The organism is Verrucomicrobium spinosum DSM 4136 = JCM 18804 (assembly GCF_000172155.1).
Taxonomy (GTDB): Bacteria; Verrucomicrobiota; Verrucomicrobiia; order Verrucomicrobiales; family Verrucomicrobiaceae; genus Verrucomicrobium; species Verrucomicrobium spinosum.
Map to the genome: position 1 here is coordinate 4,422,048 of NZ_ABIZ01000001.1, position 18,395 is coordinate 4,440,442.

General features: G+C 60.6%; 12 protein-coding genes. 5 read left to right on the forward strand and 7 right to left on the reverse strand.

The annotated features are described in order from the left end of the window. Window positions 1-228 precede the first annotated feature (228 nt). Window positions 229-879: an HAD hydrolase-like protein gene (locus VSP_RS17975; protein WP_009962433.1), complete on the forward strand. Its 651-nt coding sequence runs from the start codon at window positions 229-231 to the stop codon at window positions 877-879. Window positions 880-927: 48 nt separating this feature from the next. Further along, on the forward strand, window positions 928-2,208 hold the full coding sequence (locus VSP_RS17980) for a DUF5722 domain-containing protein (protein WP_009962434.1): 1,281 nt from the start codon (window positions 928-930) through the stop codon (window positions 2,206-2,208). 18 nt (window positions 2,209-2,226) lie between these two features. Here VSP_RS17980 and VSP_RS36085 read toward each other — a convergent pair whose 3' ends face one another. Continuing rightward, window positions 2,227-2,862: a cyclase family protein gene (locus tag VSP_RS36085; RefSeq protein ID WP_009962435.1), complete on the reverse strand. Its 636-nt coding sequence runs from the start codon at window positions 2,860-2,862 to the stop codon at window positions 2,227-2,229. A 115-nt stretch (window positions 2,863-2,977) separates the two neighbouring features. On the opposite strand from VSP_RS36085, the gene VSP_RS17990 reads away from it, so the two are divergent. Beyond that, on the forward strand, window positions 2,978-5,521 hold the full coding sequence (locus VSP_RS17990) for a tetratricopeptide repeat protein (protein WP_009962436.1): 2,544 nt from the start codon (window positions 2,978-2,980) through the stop codon (window positions 5,519-5,521). 19 nt (window positions 5,522-5,540) lie between these two features. On the opposite strand, the gene VSP_RS17995 is transcribed toward VSP_RS17990, so the two are convergent. Next, window positions 5,541-6,512 carry a KpsF/GutQ family sugar-phosphate isomerase gene (locus VSP_RS17995; protein ID WP_029190551.1) on the reverse strand — a complete coding sequence of 324 codons (972 nt, stop codon included), beginning with the start codon at window positions 6,510-6,512 and terminating at the stop codon, window positions 5,541-5,543. Between the two features lie 67 nt (window positions 6,513-6,579). On the opposite strand from VSP_RS17995, the gene VSP_RS36090 reads away from it, so the two are divergent. Further along, window positions 6,580-7,743 carry a glycosyltransferase gene (locus VSP_RS36090; protein WP_009962438.1) on the forward strand — a complete coding sequence of 388 codons (1,164 nt, stop codon included), beginning with the start codon at window positions 6,580-6,582 and terminating at the stop codon, window positions 7,741-7,743. 884 nt (window positions 7,744-8,627) lie between these two features. On the opposite strand, the gene VSP_RS18010 is transcribed toward VSP_RS36090, so the two are convergent. From VSP_RS18010 to hisC, 5 genes are all read right to left on the reverse strand, one after another. After that, a complete protein-coding gene (locus tag VSP_RS18010) occupies window positions 8,628-9,698 on the reverse strand; it encodes an SAM-dependent methyltransferase (RefSeq protein WP_009962440.1) in 1,071 nt (356 codons plus the stop codon). Between the two features lie 1,411 nt (window positions 9,699-11,109). Then, window positions 11,110-12,315 carry a saccharopine dehydrogenase family protein gene (locus VSP_RS18015; RefSeq protein WP_009962442.1) on the reverse strand — a complete coding sequence of 402 codons (1,206 nt, stop codon included), beginning with the start codon at window positions 12,313-12,315 and terminating at the stop codon, window positions 11,110-11,112. 69 nt (window positions 12,316-12,384) lie between these two features. Continuing rightward, window positions 12,385-14,313: a biosynthetic arginine decarboxylase gene (speA, locus tag VSP_RS18020; protein ID WP_009962444.1), complete on the reverse strand. Its 1,929-nt coding sequence runs from the start codon at window positions 14,311-14,313 to the stop codon at window positions 12,385-12,387. 123 nt (window positions 14,314-14,436) lie between these two features. Next, window positions 14,437-15,792 carry a tRNA uridine-5-carboxymethylaminomethyl(34) synthesis GTPase MnmE gene (gene mnmE / locus VSP_RS18025; protein WP_009962445.1) on the reverse strand — a complete coding sequence of 452 codons (1,356 nt, stop codon included), beginning with the start codon at window positions 15,790-15,792 and terminating at the stop codon, window positions 14,437-14,439. Window positions 15,793-15,909: 117 nt separating this feature from the next. Then, window positions 15,910-17,004 carry a histidinol-phosphate transaminase gene (gene hisC / locus VSP_RS18030; protein WP_009962446.1) on the reverse strand — a complete coding sequence of 365 codons (1,095 nt, stop codon included), beginning with the start codon at window positions 17,002-17,004 and terminating at the stop codon, window positions 15,910-15,912. 173 nt (window positions 17,005-17,177) lie between these two features. Between hisC and VSP_RS18035 the strand changes: the two genes are divergently transcribed. After that, the gene (locus VSP_RS18035) at window positions 17,178-18,164 is read left to right on the forward strand and encodes a ThuA domain-containing protein (RefSeq protein ID WP_009962448.1); all 987 of its coding nucleotides are present in this window, start codon (window positions 17,178-17,180) and stop codon (window positions 18,162-18,164) included. The last annotated feature ends 231 nt before the right edge of the window (window positions 18,165-18,395 follow it).

The window sequence follows — 18,395 nt, forward strand, 5'->3', positions numbered from 1 at the left end:
ATGCGATGCTATGAGCAGCCCCGCCCTCCCTTCGATCCTTCCCCCGGCCTTTCTTTTCGCCTCGGGCACCTGGTTGAAATCCTGCGGAGTTTGCGAACTGGACAAGCCCTTCCCCCAAACTCGCCCGATCATTGCGCGCAGCCGGAGTCGCAAATCGAGAGCCTCAAAAGGCGACACGTCGCCATCTCCGCTTGATCCTCAGCGATGAGCGGCGGATAGGGATACAGCGTGAAGTATCGACTGGTCATTTTTGATTTCGACGGCACCCTGGCGGACACCGTGCCATGGATGCTGGGGGTAGCGGATGAAATCGCGGACCGACATCACTTTCCCCGCCTCACCGAGGCCGATCTGGAGGCCCTGCGGGGACCTCAAGGGGCCAGCATACCCCGCCTGCTAAAGATCCCACGCTGGAAACTCCTGCTCATCGCCCGGGACGGCCGCCGCATGATGGCTGCCAAGTTGGATGAAATCCGGCTGTTTCCAGGTAGTGAGGACCTCCTCCGCCAGCTTTCCGCAGGCGGAACCCGCATCGCCATCGTCAGTTCCAACTCAGAAAGCAACATCCGGCAGATCCTGGGAGAGGAACTCTCCAGCCTCGTGGAGCACTATGAATGCGGTGCCTCGTTTTTTGGTAAAAGCCGCAAACTGCGCCGCGTGATCAAGAAGTGCGGGTTGCCCGCAGAGGCCATCCTGAGCGTTGGCGACGAGATGAGGGATCTCACTGCAACACTGGATGTGGGGCTTCCTTTCGGAGCCGTATCCTGGGGCCTCTGCCATGCCCACGCGCTGGAAACGGCAGGAGCCACCGTGGTCTTTGAGAGTCTCGCCCAGATCGGTGACCTCGTACTCTCAGCCCCCGCCTCTGTCAGCCACTGAGCATGCTGGCGTTGTGCCCGCGCCCCCTTCCCTCCCACTTGCCCAGTTATGCTCAGGCTCCTCCCTCCGCTACTTTCCCTCGTCCTGCTCGCTCAGGGAGGACCGGCCCAGGATAGTCGCCCCTTCCCTGCTGCTGACTCCAAAAAAGGACTGCAGGTGCAGATGGTGGACGACGCGCTCGCCTTGGGCATCCGGCATGCCGGCATCAACGTGAATCTGGCCGCGCTTCTGGCCGACGCAGGCACCGCCCATCGCGTTGGTTTCCGCTCTGAGGATCGCGAGTACTTCATCAATGAGGACTACGCCCGCAGCCTCGATCGGCAGATCAAGCCCCTCTCCGACGCCGGTGTGCTGGTCTATTTGATCCTCATCCAGTACCCCAGCCGCGTTCCAGAGAAGGACGCCGTCTTGATCCATCCCAAGGCCAGAGCCGATGGAAAATACATCATCCCCGCCTTCAACACCGCGACGGAGACGGGCCTGCGCCACTACCGGGCTTTGATAGAATTCCTCGCCGCACGGTACAGCGGTGAGAAGTCCGTCTCAGGTCAGGTCTGGGGCTACATCGTGGGCAATGAGGTGAACTCCCAGTTCACCTGGTACAACCTTGGCCACATACCGGTGGCGGAGGCTGCGATGGAGTACGAGAAGGCCGTACGCACCACTCATGATGCCGTGCGGCGACACTCCCTGCATGCCCGTTGCTACCTGTCGTTTGATCATCACTGGAATGTCTCTGTTCCTGGCATCAGCCCGACAGAGGCCTACAAGACGAAGGAGTTTCTGGACAACTTCGCCCGCACCGCCCGCGAGCATGGCGACTTCGAATGGCATGTGGCGCACCACCCCTACCCTGATGATCTGGGTAACCCGCGCACTTGGGAGGACAAAAACGCGTGGCCCACCGAAGACTCACCCCACATCACCTTCAAGAACCTGGAGGTGGCCACCCGGCACATGAACCGCCCGGACCTCCTCTGGCAGGGCAAACCGCGCCGGATCATCCTCAGTGAACAGGGCCTGCACTGCCTGGATACCCCGGATGGCGAAACCCTCCAGGCGGCAGGATTTGCCTATGTCTGGGAAAAGCTGCGCCGCCAGCCGGGTATCGACGCCCTCATCTGGCATCGTCATGTGGATCACACCCAGGAGGGCGGGCTCAAGCTGGGACTCTGGACCACCAAGCCTGGCACCATCTCCGAGCCCGGGCGAAAGCGCCCGTTCTACGATCTCTTCCAAAAAGCAGACACGCCCGCCTGGGATGAAGCGGCAAAGTTTGCCCTTCCCGTGGTCGGCTTGAAGTCCTGGGACGAGCTCAAGGGGCCCTGACCTCCCCTGGAATCTCCATCAAACCTCCGCCACCGCCCGGATCGGAGAACCGTCCCGACCCGCGAAGTTCAAGGGAAAACCGATGAACTGGAACTCCCGGTCGTCCGGCAGCGCGTCCAGGTTGGCCAACCCTTCCACGATCACCATCTCCACCCCATGCCCGAGCAGCGTGTGGTGGATCTCGTAGTAGTCCTTTCCCGGTGTGGGGGTGTCCATACCGATGAGGCGGAGCCTGCGTGATGCCAGATAGACAGCCGCCTCCTGTGTCATGGAGGGAGCCTCTTCATAGTACCGCAGGGTGCCGTATTCGCGGTGCCAGCCCGTCTCAAACAGGATCCTGGCTCCGGGATAGAGCACCGCTTCGTGCTTGCGGAAGTCGGCCGAGGTAATTTCCTCCCCTGCCCGTTTTGGCACCCGGATGACCCGTGCTGGACCGTAAAACCAATCCAGTGGCATTTGATCGAGCGTGCGCCCATCCTCCACAAAGTGAAACATGGCGTCCAGATGGGTGCCATGATGAGAGCTCATCGTGATGCGGGACAGATTGCATCGGGGACCGGAAGCCGTGGTAAAGTGCGCCTCAATCAACAAGGCGGGGTCTCCCGGAAACGACTGCTGACCCTGGCAGATGGGATGAGAGAGATCGACAAGCATGAGATGGGCTGAACGGTCGAAGCGTCGGCTTTCGAGCGATTTCTTTCACTTAAACGCCTGCTTATTGTGATTTTCACCGGTTTACACAACGAGTAAACGCGAGTCATTTTCTGCAATGAGCATGGGGCGCAACTTGGTGATTCTAGGGATCTGGGCCACGGGCATGGGAGCTTGGGCATGGTGGAAATATGTTCGGATCGATGACAACCTGTCCCTCCCGGGAGTGGAGACCCATGCCGCAAATCGCAAGCCGCCTGCTCCGGGAGTGGATGTGACGTGGAAGTGGACCTCCGAGTCCACCTGGCTGGTGGATCAAGTCGCACGCGACATCGCCGAGATCAGCCTCTTTGCCAGCAACCCCAAAGCATCTGCGGAAGACCTCGCTTCCTTGGAAGTGAAGGTCGAGTCCGTCTCGAACAGCGACACTAGCTACCTGGTATCTGCCTCGGCTAATCGCGCCAAGAAGGATAAATGCAGCACCACTCTGCCCCTGGGTCACCATCTCTGGGCTCCAGAGAACTTCGTCCCCTGGGCCCAAGCCGTGCAGAAGGGATGGAAGATCACCCACCAGAAGGGCAAACCAAGCAACCCACCAGCGGCAAGCGGCCTGGAACTCGCCAAGAAGCTCCTGGAACCCACCAGCACCGTTTTGATGGGGGAGTCCAACCGGCTGTCCAAGGAACTGAACCAAGCCCCCCTGGATGCAGGCCTGCATGATCAATCCGCGCTCCTGGCGGGAGCATTGGCATTGCGGGAGGCCGCGGGCGCGTTCTCCGATGCCCGCCCAGCTCTCTGCCGCATGACCGCCCATCTGGCCCTGGCAAAATGCCTTGCGCCGCAGTCAACCCCCGAGCGGGAACTGGCCGAAGCCATCCTCCTCACCCTGGCATGCCGACAGGTGGATGCATTAGAGCGCATCGAGAAATTCCCCCCGGAACTCGCCGCTTGGCAAACAGCCCTCAAGCTCCGCAATACCAGCGACTGGCGCCTGGTGGAAAAGCCCGGCCAGGTCACCCTGCTGGAACGTCGGGAGCATGCCCGGGCGCTGATCACCTGCCGGGACGCAAGCGCGCTCATCAAGACATTCGAGGAAACTCCCCCCGCAGATCTGCCGGACTGGAGCCGCATCGCCACCGAGCAGAACTTCAGCGTCGGTGAAGGTCATGTCCTCGCCAATGGCTGGCTGGAGCGGGAGATAGCCGATCTGGCGGAGTCCTGGAAGGCCTGGTCCGGCAAGGATCTGAAGACGGACAACCTGGTCGTGATCCTCAACGACCCACCCACCCGCTGCCTGGGCAGGAATCAGAACGGGAAACCCGCCCTGGAAGTGCTCGGATGGGGACTCGTCGCCGCCGGGCACCAGCGTCATCTCTGCCATGCCATGGACCGCACCCAGGCCTTTCTGCGAGACATGTGGGGCGTGCCGGATGCGGCAGCGGGCTTTGAAAAACAGGTGCTACAGCACTTTGCCGGCATGCGGCTGCTGCCCTTCGCCCTCAAGCGCATCGCCACCTCTGAAAAGCTCTACCGCACGGCGGTTGAGGATGCCAGTGCCCTCTGCCGGAAGCAGCCAGACCTCGTCACCTGCTGCAACTGGGCCACGCTGCGGCAGAAGGGGAGGTTCTCTGCGCAAGCCACCTCCCTGCCCCGGGCCCAGGCGTGGTTTACCCGGGAGTTGGCTCTCGGAACCGCATACGATTTTCGCTCCCGCTACATCGATCTCGGCACGCTTTACAATGCCAGCATTGGGTTCTGGGACAAACTGGCCGCCATCGCCCCCTACCACTATGATGTGACCCGGTCCTATCTGTACAAAAAGCATGGCAACTCCCCCACCCTGGAGCAGTTTCACCAGGTGTACGCCAAGTTGGAAGAGTACCACCTGCCTGTGATGGAGCACATCAGCACGAACCTCAAGGGGGACCCCAAGGCCTACATGGCCTACATGACCCGGATCTGCCAGCTCAACCCGGATGAGTTCATCGACCTGGGCCAGTATCTGGTGGAAAAAGGGTTCAAGGAAGATGCCGCATTTGCCTATCAGGCGGCGTTTGAAACGGCAACCGACCGCGTAGCATGGGCCAATCATGCTGACTGGCTGGTGAACTACTACTTTGACAACGGGCGCACCGACGATGCCGTGAAAATAGCGACAGCCGCCGCGGAGGTTTACTCCTACCGCGGTCTGGAGACCATGGCCAGGCTCATGGAGCGCATGGAAAAGTGGGAGGATGCCGCCAAGCACTTCGCAGCCATCGGCGAACGGTACAATGACAATGCTCCCCTCATCGCGTTCCTGGAGCGCAATCAGGAACGGGATCCCAAGCTCGCGGAAGCCTACAAACAGGCCCTCGCCCCCATCTTTCCAGATGGAATAAAAGACGCAACCTTGGCAGACTTCAAGGATGCCCCGGTCGATGGGGTAGAGTTCACCTCTACCAGCCAGTTGCTGGTCCGCAGCGGGTTAAAACTGGGGCACATTGTCGTGGCACTGGACGGGCACCGTGTGCAAACGCTGGAGCAATACCTTGTCCTCCGGAACATGAAGTCCGAAGCCCCTCTCGACCTGATTGTGTGGGACGGCTCAGCCTACCGCCAAGTGATCGCCCAGGTGCCCAAACGGAAGTTCGGCTGCGACATGGAATCCTACATCAAGTGATGCCGTGGGAACCCTGACCTCACACCAGCTTCATGCGGGTGAGGTCCTGGGTGTCCACCAGACCCACGGGTTGTCCCGTTTCATTCAGCACCACCAGATCATCCACCCGGTGGTGCTCCAGCACGGCCAGGACCTCCGCAGCCAGCTTGGACTCCGCAATGCTGACCGGATTTCGCGTCATGAAATGCGCCACCGGCCGCCCCGCGATATTTGGATCCGCCTGGAAGGCTCGCACAAAGTCTCCATGTGTGAACACCCCCGCAAGCATCCCTGCCGGGTTCACAATCACTGCGGCACCGCAGCGAGCTCGTGTCATGGCTTGCAGAGCCTCCTGGATCGTCGATTCCTCTGTAGCCAGCGCCAGGGAGGTGCCGGTACGCATCACATCGCCCACTTTCGTGAGCAGGGCGCGGCCCAGCGATCCACTAGGGTGATACTTCGCAAAGTCATCCTCGCGGAAGCCACGCGCCTCCAGCAGCACCATGGCCAGGGCATCGCACAGCACCAGCATCGCCGTCGTGCTGGAGGTGGGTGCCAGATTCAGCGGGCACGCCTCCCGCTGCACGTGCACGTCCAGCACCACATCGGCATTGCGTGCCAAGGTGCTGCTGAGCCCGCCGGTGATCGCGATCAGCGTCACCCGATGACGCCGCAGATGCGGCAGCAGATCCACCAGTTCCTGTGTCTCCCCACTGTAGCTGAGCAGGACCACCGCATCACCATCATCCAGCACGCCCAAGTCCCCATGCAGGGCATCCTGGGCATTCAGGTTCACGCTCGTGGCCCCCGTGCTGTTCAGCGTCGCCACGAGCTTCCGGCCAATGTTTCCACTCTTGCCCACACCGCACACCACGATCTTGCGGGTGGCCGTCAGGCAGCCCAGCAGGACATTCACCGCCTCGGTGAAACTCTCCCCCACGCGGTCCCGCAGACGGTTCAGTTCTTCAATTTCCAGCTCGATGACGCGACGTGCTTTCTCAGGAAAATTCATGGTGACAGGGGCCAGCATTCAACTAGGGATGCCTCCCGCCAAACTAGAGAATCCCCACCCGCCCGCAATGCCGAAAAAGCCTGTGATTGCCAGTTACGTCTCTGACTTCCTCAAGTCTGACATGCTGCATGTGTATCGGCAGGTCACAGGATTACAAAATCTGGAGCCTTGGGTGTTCACCCACAAACGGGAAAACGAAGCCCGGTTCCCCTTCCCCAAGAAGCGTCTAGTGGTGCTGCCCAAGCCGAAACTACGCTGGTGGAGGCGCTGGGTGCACAAGAACCTCAAAAAAGCCCCCTGGCACCTCTACACCTGGGAGGTACGCCACGCCCTGCTGGAGCTTGAGCGGGCAGAGGCGAAGTTGCTCCACATCTATTTTGGCCACACCGCCATCCATTTCCTGCCCCTCATCAAGGCCTGCCCCCACCCCGTGGTGGTCTCCTTTCACGGAGCCGATGCTGGCGTGGACGTGCACAAACCATCTCACCTTTCCCCCCTGCGGGAGGTGTTCGCCGCCGCCGATCTCATCCAGGCACGGTCGCAAAGCTTGGCGGATGACCTAATCAAGCTGGGATGCCCGGCGGAGAAGGTTCGCGTGCAACGGACCAGCATCCCCCTTGAGGAATGGACCTTCACTCCACGCGAAATTCCCGCAGACGGTGTCTGGCGTCTTTTCCAGAGCTGTCGTCTCATTGCCAAAAAGGGCCTGGACCTGACACTGGATGCCTTCGCGACCGTGCATCGGGAGTTTCCCAATGCAACGCTGACGATCGCGGGAGACGGTCCGCTCAAGGAGGAGCTGGAAGCTCACGCGGCCCGCCTGGGAGTGGCGGAGTCCGTGAGATTTGCCGGGTTTTTAGATCAAGCGGATTTGAGGAAAGAAGTCGCCGCCTCGCACTTCTTCCTGCACCCCAGTCGGACGACGAGCGATGGGAATCGCGAAGGCGTACCCAACGCCATGCTGGAGGCGATGGCCAGCGGGGCGACCGTCATTGCCACAAAGCACGGCGGCATCCCTGAGGCGGTCGAGTCCGGCGAAAGCGGCTGGCTCGTGGGGGAGAACGACGGCGCGGGTCTCTCGGCTGGATTGCTCGCGTTGATCAAAGATCCCCAAAGAAGCCAGGCCATGGCGCTGCAAGCAAGAGCTCGCGTCGAGGCGATGTTTGACCGATCGACGAACATCAAGGTGCTGGAGGACTGCTATCGGGGGTTGATGGAAGGGGCGAGTTAGGAGTTATGGGTTATGAGGCGGATGTGATGGGCGGGAGTTCGAGGCAACGCGTTGCATCGCCACAGCGAAATTCATGGGGACCGCACGCATCCTGCGTGCCGCCTTCCGCATCCTGCGGAAGGCATGCGCCGGGTGATCGCACGACCAAAGCAGGCTTCGTATTTCCTCTCCCCTGACTCCCGCGCTACGATGCACATCGCATCGGGGAGCGCGGTGCCGACTGCGGCCTAAGTGTCCTAACAACCTGCAACGTCACTGACGTTCCCGGCAAGACGCCGGAAACAACACGCAGGATGCGTGCGCTCCCCGTGCTTCCCTGACCGCCTCCGCATAGCCGAAGCTTATCCCTCATCGGGAAGTTGGCTTGTCGACTTTGATGATCTGATCGTGTTCCAGCCCGGATTGCCCGATGCCGGAGGCATCAAAGCCATTAGACGGACGGTTGAAGGAGCGTAGCGACTGATACCTCCGGAACATCAGATTCAGTATTGCATCCCGGAGCGGATGCCAGCGACGTCGCCTCCGGCATCTCGACTTCCCTGGAACACTGTTCCGATTTTAATCGGTTATTGACGCTGTAGGGGATATCTACCTCCGCCCAGGGTTGGACGAGCCCTAAGCGAGTCACACCCTGGGGTTGGTATGGGGCAGAGCATCAGGTGTGGAGGCCGCCACACATCTCTTCCTCCCCATCGTCATCAACACCCCCACGATCGTCACCCGCATTCTCCCGCGCAACCAAGAGCCGGGACGGCTCTTCTACAGTCCCTCCAGCTCATCGAATCTCGTTTAAGACCTACTTCCCGCCAGTGCGCCCCCCATTGCAAGCAGCCCATAACTTCTAACCCATTACTCTTAACTCTTAACCCCTAACTCCCCCCCCCTCACACCGCCCCCAGCCCCCCCGCCACCACGCACACCTCGCGGCGGTTGGCAGGCAGTTGAGTTGCCTTCAGAGGCGTCGGCACGAACCGGCGCAACGAGCCCAAGATCTCCCCCACTTTGCTTTCCAATCGCTCGTCGGTCATCTTCAGGGTGAGGATGAGCAGCGCAGGACGATGGCGGCGGCACAAGTTCTCAAGATACGGGATCACCACCCCGGGAGCGAGATTCATGTCAGATACCAAGACATCCACCTCCGGCGGCAGGTGATGCGGGGCCAGGGTGCCCACCGCCATACGCAGGTGTTGGAACCTCGCACCCGTCGTGGCATCATGGAAACCCAGCACATCCGGATCCATCACTCCGGTATCGACGCCATAAACTTGAGCGCCATGTTGGAGGAGAGAATAACTGGCTCCGCCCGGCGCGCTGCCAAGTTCCAGCACGACCTGCCCTTGCAAGGACTGCTTTCCGTCCAGGCCCGACCAAGCCAGAGCCTGCTCCATCTTCAGCCACGCCCGTGAGGGAGCCTCCAGGGGCAATTCCAAACGCGGCAACCCGCCTGCGAGTGGGTGATGACTGGCACTGTGAAGATGGCGGCCAAAGAAGAGAGGTTCCGTGGCCTTGTCTCCCACCATGACGTCAAAAATAAGATCACCACGGTTCGGCCGACTCTCGGTTGGAGCGGACAACCCCGCCCCGAGGGCGAGACCGACCAACCGGGCGCGAATCGCATCCATATCCGCCCACTGCAAGGTGGACACCCCGTCCTCATGACAATCCCTTGGGAACACATGCAGGTGATAGGGGCGGCCATCGGCAATCTCCCCCAACTTCTGGACCAGCGCTTTCTCCTCGGGGAACAACCCCACCGAAGTCCCGGACGCCCGGCCAAACACGCAGCCCAGCTCAAAGCCCGGAGGCAGTATTCTTGTGGCCTTCCACGTCACGAATTGTGGCCGCATGAAAGCGGGCGTCAGCAGCCCCTCATGCCGCCGCGCGACCTCCGCCTTCAAGAGGCGTTCAGAACCTTCACGACAGGTGGAATAGACGAATTGGGCAGGAACAGACACAGTAGAGAGATCGGCGTGAGAATGAGGATGCGGAGGAAATCGAACTTTCGACGATTCTGGCGAAATGACACGAAAAAAGGAGGGCCGTCACGATGCGACAGCGTAGCGCAGATTGGCAATCTGCTGTGCCGCCGATTGGCAATCGGCATCTGTAGTGGCACCGGAGCGATTGACTCACACAAAGGCACGAAGGCACAAAGGGCTGAGCACTTCAAAGGAGGCGGGGGTTCCCAGCCCCGATCACCCGCCAAACGTCCCTTGATCCTCTTCCCGCTCCGCCCACCCCACAGACCGCGGGGCCGGAGACCCCGCCTCCTTTATCCTGCGGCCAAGTCAGCTTGAGACTTGTTCGTGAGTACAGGAGGCGGGGGTTCCCAGCCCCGATCACCCGCCAAACGTCCCTTGATCCTCTTCCCGCTCCGCCCACCCCACAGACCGCGGGGCCGGAGACCCCGCCTCCTTTATCCTGCGGCCAAGTCAGCTTGAGACTTGTTCGTGAGTACAGGAGGCGGGGGTTCCCAGCCCCGCTCACCCGCCAAACGTCCCACGATCCCCTCCCCGCTCCGCCCACCCATCAGACCGCGGGGCCGGAGACCCCGCCTCCTTTGTTCTGCGGCCATGTCACCCTGAGACTTTTTCGTGAGTACAGGAGGCGGGGGTTCCCAGCCCCGCTCACCCGCCAAACGTCCCTTGATCCCCTTCCCGCTCCGCCTACCCCACAGACCGCGGGGCCGGAGACCCCGCCTCCTTTACTCGCAGCCACGTCACCTCGAGGCTTGTTCCCGGGGTACAGGAGGCGGGGGTTCCCAGCCCCGCTCACCCGCCAAACGTCCCACGATCCCCTTCCCGCTCCGCCCACCCCACAGACCGCGGGGCCGGAGACCCCGCCTCCTTTATCTGCGGCCATGTGACCTCGAAGCTTGTTCCCGGGGTACAGGAGGCGGGGGTTCCCAGCCCCGCTCACCCGCCAAACGTCCCTTGATCCTCTTCCCTCTCCGCCTACCCATCAGACCGCGGGGCCGGAGACCCCGCCTCCTTTATCTGCGGCCATGTGACCTCGAAGCTTGTTCCCGGGGTACAGGAGGCGGGGGTTTCCAGCCCCGCTCACCCGCCAAACGTCCCTTGATCCCCTTCCCGCTCCGCCCACCCCACAGACCGCGGGGCCAGAGACCCCGCCTCCTGTATTCCGCGGCCAAGTCACCTTGTAGCTTGTTCCCGAGTAAAGGAGGCGGGGGTTCCCAGCCCCGCTCACGCTCCAAACGTCCCTTGATCCTCTTCCCTCTCCGCCTACCCCACAGACCGCGGGGCCGGAGACCCGCCTCCTTTGCTCCGCATCCACACCACAAAAAAATGGAGGGCATCATGCCCTCCATTTCTCAAAACGATCTCTGTCAGAACTTGGACCCGCCCCTTACACCGCCAGCGACTCGGTCGGGAAGGTTTCCACCCAGGGCAGACCGTACTTGTTGAGGTCTTCCATGAACGGATCAGGATTAAGCTGCTCGACGTTCCACACGCCGGGCTGGCGGTACTCCGCCGGGTTCGTGAGCAACTGGCGGGCGGCGATCATGGCAGGGACGCCGGTGGTGTAGCTCACACCCTGGGAGTTGGTCTCGCGATAGCACTCCTCATGGTCGCAGATGTTGTACACGTAGTAGCGGAGGAGCTGACCGTCTTTGCCAGTGCCTTCGATCCAGTTGCCGATGCAGGTCTTGCCCTTGGTGTCTGCGCCCAGCGTTCCCGGCTCAGGAAGCAATGCCTTGAGGAACTGGATGGGGACGATGTCCACCCCCTGGTACTTGATGGGCTTGATGCCCGTCATGCCCACGTTCACCAGCACTTCCATGTGCTTGATGTAGTTGTCCGAGAAGGTCATCCAGAAACGCGCACGACGGATCGGGATGTGCTTCGTCAGGCTCTCCAGCTCTTCGTGGTACAGGCAGTAGATCTTCTTGGGACCAATGCCCGCCGGGAAATCAAAGGTACCCCCGATCTCAAGCGGCTTAGTTTCCACCCACTTGCCATCTTCCCAGTAGCGCCCGTTGGCGGTCACCTCGCGGAGGTTGATCTCAGGGTTGAAGTTGGTCGCGAAAGCCTTGCCATGGTCGCCCGCGTTGCAGTCGATGATGTCGAGCGTGTCGATCTTGCTGAAGTGATGCTTCAGCGCGTACGCGGTGTACACGTTGGTCACGCCGGGGTCGAACCCGCAGCCCAGCAGCGCGGTCAGACCAGCGTCCTTGAACTTCTGCTGGTAGGCCCACTGCCAGTGGTACTCGAACTTGGCCACATCTGGCGGCTCGTAGTTTGCGGTGTCGATGTAATGCACCCCCGCCTCAAGGCAGGCGTCCATGATGGTAAGATCCTGGTAGGGCAGTGCGACATTGATCACCACCTCAGGCTTGAACTCCTTCAGAAGGGCGACCAACTGGGGCACATTGTCGGCATCCACACCGGCGGTCTGAATGGGGCGACTCAGCTCGGCAGCGATGCCGTCGCACTTTGACTTCGTACGGCTGGCAAGCATGATCTCCCCGAAAACTTCCGGAAGCTGGGCGCACTTGTGGGTGACGACACGGCCGACACCGCCGGCACCAATGATGAGGACTCTGTGGGACATGATGGGAAAAAGAAGAGAAGTTAAAGGAAATCACAGCGGCGAATCACTCCGCCGCCCGTCCGGAATCAGTCAGGACTCGAAATACGTGTAGCCACGCAGGCCGTTTTCATACGCTTCCATGATGGAGAAGCGCTCCTTCGCTGTGATGCGTTTTTTCACCACCGCGTCCTCAGCGAGCACGCGGAAACGGCGCACCATTTCCTTGGGATCGTATTCCACGTAGCTCAGCACTTCACTGACGGTGTCCCCCTCAAGCTCGCGGGTGTACTTCAGCTTGCCGTTCTCCATGCGCACGCTGACCACGTTGGTATCGCCCAAGAGGTTGTGCAGGTCGCCCAGCGTCTCTTGATACGCACCCACGAGGAAGATGCCGAGCATGTACTCGTCCTCTACCTTGATGTCGTGGAGGGGCAGGCTGGACTTGATCTCGCGGTCATGAATGAACCGGTCGATCTTGCCGTCACAGTCGCAAGTGATGTCGCTCAGAACCACCGTGCGTGTGGGCTTCTCCTTCAGCCTGTGAATGGGCATGACCGGGAAAAGCTGGTCGATGGCCCAGAAGTCAGGCAGGGACTGGAAGACGCTGAAGTTCCCGTAGTAAAAGTCTGTGAGGACCGCATCCAGCCGGGCCATCTGCTCGGCGGTAAAGTTGCCCGATTTCACGTGCTGGGCGATCCAGGCGAGGATCTCCCAATAGAGCTCCTCACCCTGTGCACGCTGACGGAGACTGACCTTCCCGGAGCCGAACTCGGAGCGGATCTTGTCACGATAGTACACCGCATCGTTGTAGATCTCCTGAAGGAACTCTGAGGTGAGCTTCTGGCCGTTCTTGCGCACGCGTTCACAGAGCTCGAAGACATTCTTCAGCAGCGGCGGCGACTTGGCCGGGAGCTTCTTGATGCCGGAGGCCTCGTAGCGGTTGATGTCCAGCACGTTGATGACGAGCACGGAATAGTAGGCCACGATGGCACGACCGGATTCCGAGATGATGTTGGGGTGCGGGATGCCAGCCTCATCGGTGACTTCACTGATGGCCTCGATGACGTCCGCGCAGTACTCCTTCATGCCGTAGTCGGCGCTGCTGGTCTCGTTGGACTTCAGTCCGTCATAGCTGATGGCCAGACCGCCGCCGAGGTCCAGGATGCCCATCTTGGCACCTTCCTGCACCAGGCCGACATAGACGCGGGCAGCCTCCACCGCCGCGTTACGAATGGCGCGAATGCTCGGGATCTGGGAGCCCTGGTGGTAGTGAAGCATCTGTAGGCAGTCGAGCATGCCCTTCTCGCGCAGGACGTCCACGGTCCGCATCACCTGGCTGATGTTCAGACCAAAGACGCTCTGGTCCCCACCGCTCTCGCTCCAGTGACCGGCGCTCTCCGTGGAAAGTCGAATGCGCACACCGAGCTGCGGCGTGATGCCGAGCAGCCTCGATCGCTCCAAAATGAGATCAAGCTCACTGGGCATCTCCAGCACGAGGATGACCTGCAGGCCCATCTTCTGCGCACGCAGGGCGAGATCAATAAACTCCTCGTCCTTGTACCCGTTGCACACGATGTAGGCCTCTGGATCCTGCATGTAGGCCAGGGCGGCGATGAGTTCCGGCTTGCTGCCAGCCTCGAGACCGTAGTGATACTTGCGACCATAGCGGGTGACTTCCTCAATCACCTCCTGCTGCTGGTTTACCTTGATGGGATAGACGCCACGATAGACGCCCTTGTAGTTAGCCTCACGGATGGCGTTGTTGAAGCTCTCGTTGAGCTCCTCAATCCGCCAGCGAAGCAGATCACCAAAACGGATCAGCACGGGAAGCTGCATGCCACGCTCGCGCATGCCGCGAACGATGTCGGGCAGACTGACCGGTTTCGTCTTTGTCCCATCCTTCAGATTCACCACGACTTCGCCTTTGGCGGAGACGTCAAAGTATCCATTGCCCCAGTCGCGAATGCCGTAGGTGGTGGCGGATTCCTCGATGGACCACGGGGGGAGTTTTTTGCTCATTTCTGGATTGTAGGGAACTGGCGAGGGTGACTGGCTCTAAAGAGGGCCGATTGTGGACACATTTTGCCGGATTGGAAAGTGAACTTTACGGAAACAAATAGCGGACGGACGGGGTCATTCCCATCATTTGCCAATGCAGAAACGGCTGAAGATGGCTCCGAGGATTTCCTCAACGTCCACCCGACCGGTGACTTCGCCGACCGCCTCCATCGCTTCACGGAGAAAAACCGCGACAAACTCGGGGGCCTCTCCCCGCTTCAGCGCCGCAGCTCCATGCACCAACGACTCCGCCGCACGCTGGAAACAAGCCTGATGCCGGGCATTGATCGCTACCATCTGGGAATTACCCGCCCCTGCCCCGGTCCATACGGCATCGCGCATGGCCGCACGCAGAGGATCAAGCCCCTCTTGGTTTTCACAGGATAAGAGAATCGCCCCGCGCTCCACATCAGGCAGCCAGCTTGGATGAAGTCCCAGATCGCTCTTGTTCAAGATCAGCAGATAGCCACGGCGATCCTCCAGCCCCGGCACGCGGCGGGCAGCGTCGCGAGGAAGACTGCCATCCACGACCTCAAGGATCACATCCGCACGAGCCATTTCCCGGTTGGTCCGGTCGATCCCGCTCTGCTCGATGCTGCCAGCGCCCTCGCGGATGCCGGCAGTATCCACCAGCACAAACGGCAGCCCGTGAATATGGAGCACTTCCTCGATCGTGTCCCGTGTCGTCCCCGCTTCGGCACTGACGATGGCACGGTCAAAACCACTGAGCAGATTGAGGAGCGAGGACTTGCCCACATTGGGCTCCCCGCAGATCACGGTGCGAGCCCCGCTGCGGAGGATGCGACCGTGATGGGCCGTGTCGAGCAACGATCCAACCCGCAGATGGATCGATGCCAGACGCTTCTGCATGGCAGCACCGGTGTCGGGATCGATGTCCTCATCCGGGAAGTCGATGTAGGCCTCCACGTGAGCGAGAAGTTCGATCAAGTCCGCCCGCAGATGCTCGGATTCCTTGCCCAAGCGCCCCTCCAGCTGCTGCGTCGCCGCCTTGAGCGCCATTTCGCTCTGCGCGTGAATTAGATCCATCACCGCCTCGGCCTGTGTGAGATCCATCTTCCCATTCACGAAGGCCCGTTGGGTAAACTCACCCGCTTCGGCAGCGCGCGCGCCATGGTGCATGAGCAACTCAAAAATGCGCCGCGTCACCAGGATGCCACCGTGGCAGGAGATTTCCACGACGTCCTCGCCCGTGTAGCTGGCCGGGGCCCGGAAATGGCTGAGCAGAACAGAGTCCACCACCGCGCCTTCCTCATCCAAAATGTTCCCAAAGTGCTGCACGCGAGGCTCCAGCGCCTCCAGGACTCGCTTCCCCTTAAAGACCCGCTGGGCCACCTGCAGGGCATGTTCCCCTGACAGGCGCAGGACGCTGATGGCTGCCTCACCGAAGGCAGTGCTGATCGCGGCGATCGTATCGTGCATGAACTGGGCTGACTGTACTGGACCAAGGCAGAATGACCCGGCCTGAGATGAGCCAGAGCAGCTCCTCAAACCGGGTCAGACACATTTAACTCTTTTTAAGGGAATCGAAAGCGACTTTCACTTCCCCAAAATGCCCTTCAGGGTGGCGATGCAGCGCTGGTTCTGCTCCATGGTACCGACCGAAATACGCACCCAGTCGGGCAGCTTGTACTCTGCCATGGCGCGAACGATGACACCCTTGTCCAGCATCTTCTGGAAGACCAGATTGCCGTCTCCCACCTTCACCAGCACGAAGTTGGCGTAGCTGGGCACAAACTCCAGGCCCATTTTGCCAAACTCGTCTTGGAGATAGGTGCGACCTTCATCGGTGATCTGCTTGGTGCGGTTCTGGTGCTCCTCGTCGGCCAGACCTGCCACGGCACCCGCTTGGGCGATGGCGTTGGCATTGAAGGGCTGACGGGTCTTATGCAGCACGGTGATCAGCTCCTCGGGTCCGATCCCGTAACCGATGCGCAGACCGGCCAGGCCCTGGATCTTGGAGAAGGTGCGCAGCAGGATAACGTTCCGGCCCTCACGCACATACTTCATCGTGTCCGGCGGGTTGTCGAGGAACTCGTAATAGGCCTCATCCAGCACCACGACGACATGGTCGGGCACCTTGTCCATGAAGCGATCAAGCGCCTCCATGCTCACCACCGTCCCAGTGGGATTGTTGGGATTGGCGATGAAGAGCTCGCGAGTCCGCGGGGTGATGGCTGCCAGCATGGCATCCAGATCATGCACGAGGCCCGGATCGGGCACCTCAATGGTTTCCGCACCGAAGAGCGTGGCCATGAGCTTGTACACCACGAAGGCGTGCTCGGCCGTCACCACCTGATCGCCCTCACGCAGGAAAGCGTGGCCGATGAGTTCAATGATTTCGTTGGAGCCGTTGCCCAGAACGATCTGACCGAGGGTGACGCCAAACTTGTTGGCCAGAGCCTCGCGCAGGCGATAGCCGGCTCCATCCGGGTAGATGTGAGCCTCCGTGAGCGCGTTCTGCATGGCCGCCACCGCCTTGGGCGAGGGCCCCAAGGGATTTTCATTGGAGGCCATCTTGATGATGTCCCCGGGTTGCAGACCGCGTTCGCGGGCCAGTTCTTCAATCGGCTTGCCTGGCTTGTAAGCGACCAGGTCTTTCAGTTGGGGATTGGCTTGGGTCCAGACACTCATGATCGAGTTTGCGGTGAATCGGTTCCTTCCTACGGATTGCCCGGGGACGCAATGAGGAAGTGAATTTCATCTCCATCCAGGTTTCTAAGACATTCCCCTTCAACTGGCAGCTAATTGTTGTCCCAATCCGGCGTTTTGTAGCGATCCATTGTGCTCTCTCCCTGTTGCAACCCATGAAACTGCGAACCTTCCTCATTCTCTCCCTCTGCTTCCTCACGGCCACTCTGGCCTCCGCCCAAATCTCCTTCCAGGGCAAAGAGGGCCCGGGCAAGGGCAAGAAGATCGTCCTTCTCGCCGGGGATGAAGAGTATCGATCCGAAGAAGTGATGCCCATGCTGGCCAAGATCCTGTCCGAGCGACATGGCTTCGATACCACCGTCGTGTTTTCCATCAACCCCGCCAGCGGCGAAGTGGATCCCGAAGCCAAGGGCAACAATCCCGGCCTGGAAGCCCTGGATTCCGCCGACCTTTGCATCATGCTCCTGCGCTTCCGCACCTGGCCCGATGAGCAGATGAAGCACTTCGCCGCCTACGCCGCTTCTGGCAAGCCGATCATCGCCATCCGCACCAGCACCCATGCGTTTAACGGTCTGAAAGGCCAGTACGCCTCCTTCAACAGCTTCGGCAAAAAAGTCCTTGGCGAGCAGTGGGTCTCCCACTGGGGCAAACACAAGTCTGAGGCGACCAAGGGCATCATTGAGCCCGGCCAGGAACAGAATGCGCTGCTGCGCGGCGTGAAGGACATCTTCGGCGACACCGATGTCTATGAAGCTTATCCCCCAGCGGATGCCAAGATCCTGGTTCGTGGTCAGGTGCTGAATGGCATGACTCCCGAGTCCCCCGCCGCCAGCTACTCCAAAAAGCGCGCCAGCGACAAAGCCGAGCAGGATGTGAACAGCCCCATGATGCCGGTGGTCTGGACGCGTGAAGTGAAGACGGAGTCCGGCAAGGACGCCAAGATCCTGACCACGACCATGGGCTCCTCCTCGGACTTCCGTAACGACGACCTCCGCCGCCTCATCATCAACGGTGCCTACTGGGCCACCGGACTGGAAGTGCCAGCCAAGGCCGATGTCAGCTTCGTCGGCGACTTCAAGGGCAGCTTCTACGGCTTCAAGGGCTTCGTAAAAGGTCTGAAGCCTGAGGACTACAAGAAGTAAGTCACCAAGTGATTTTCCGGCACCAGAGGGAACGGCGCACCAGCTCCGCCGTTCCCTTTTTCATTTTACGGGAAGAGACGTACGCCGACTGAGCGGCGAAATAGAGCTATGAATGCAGGCAGGAGTTCATCCCGACTGAACCGGGACCTCACATGGGGTGGTCTGATCAGTCCAAGGAGCGGCGCTTTGTGCTTCAAGCACAACCAACGAGGTGATCGGAGGGGTCAGCGC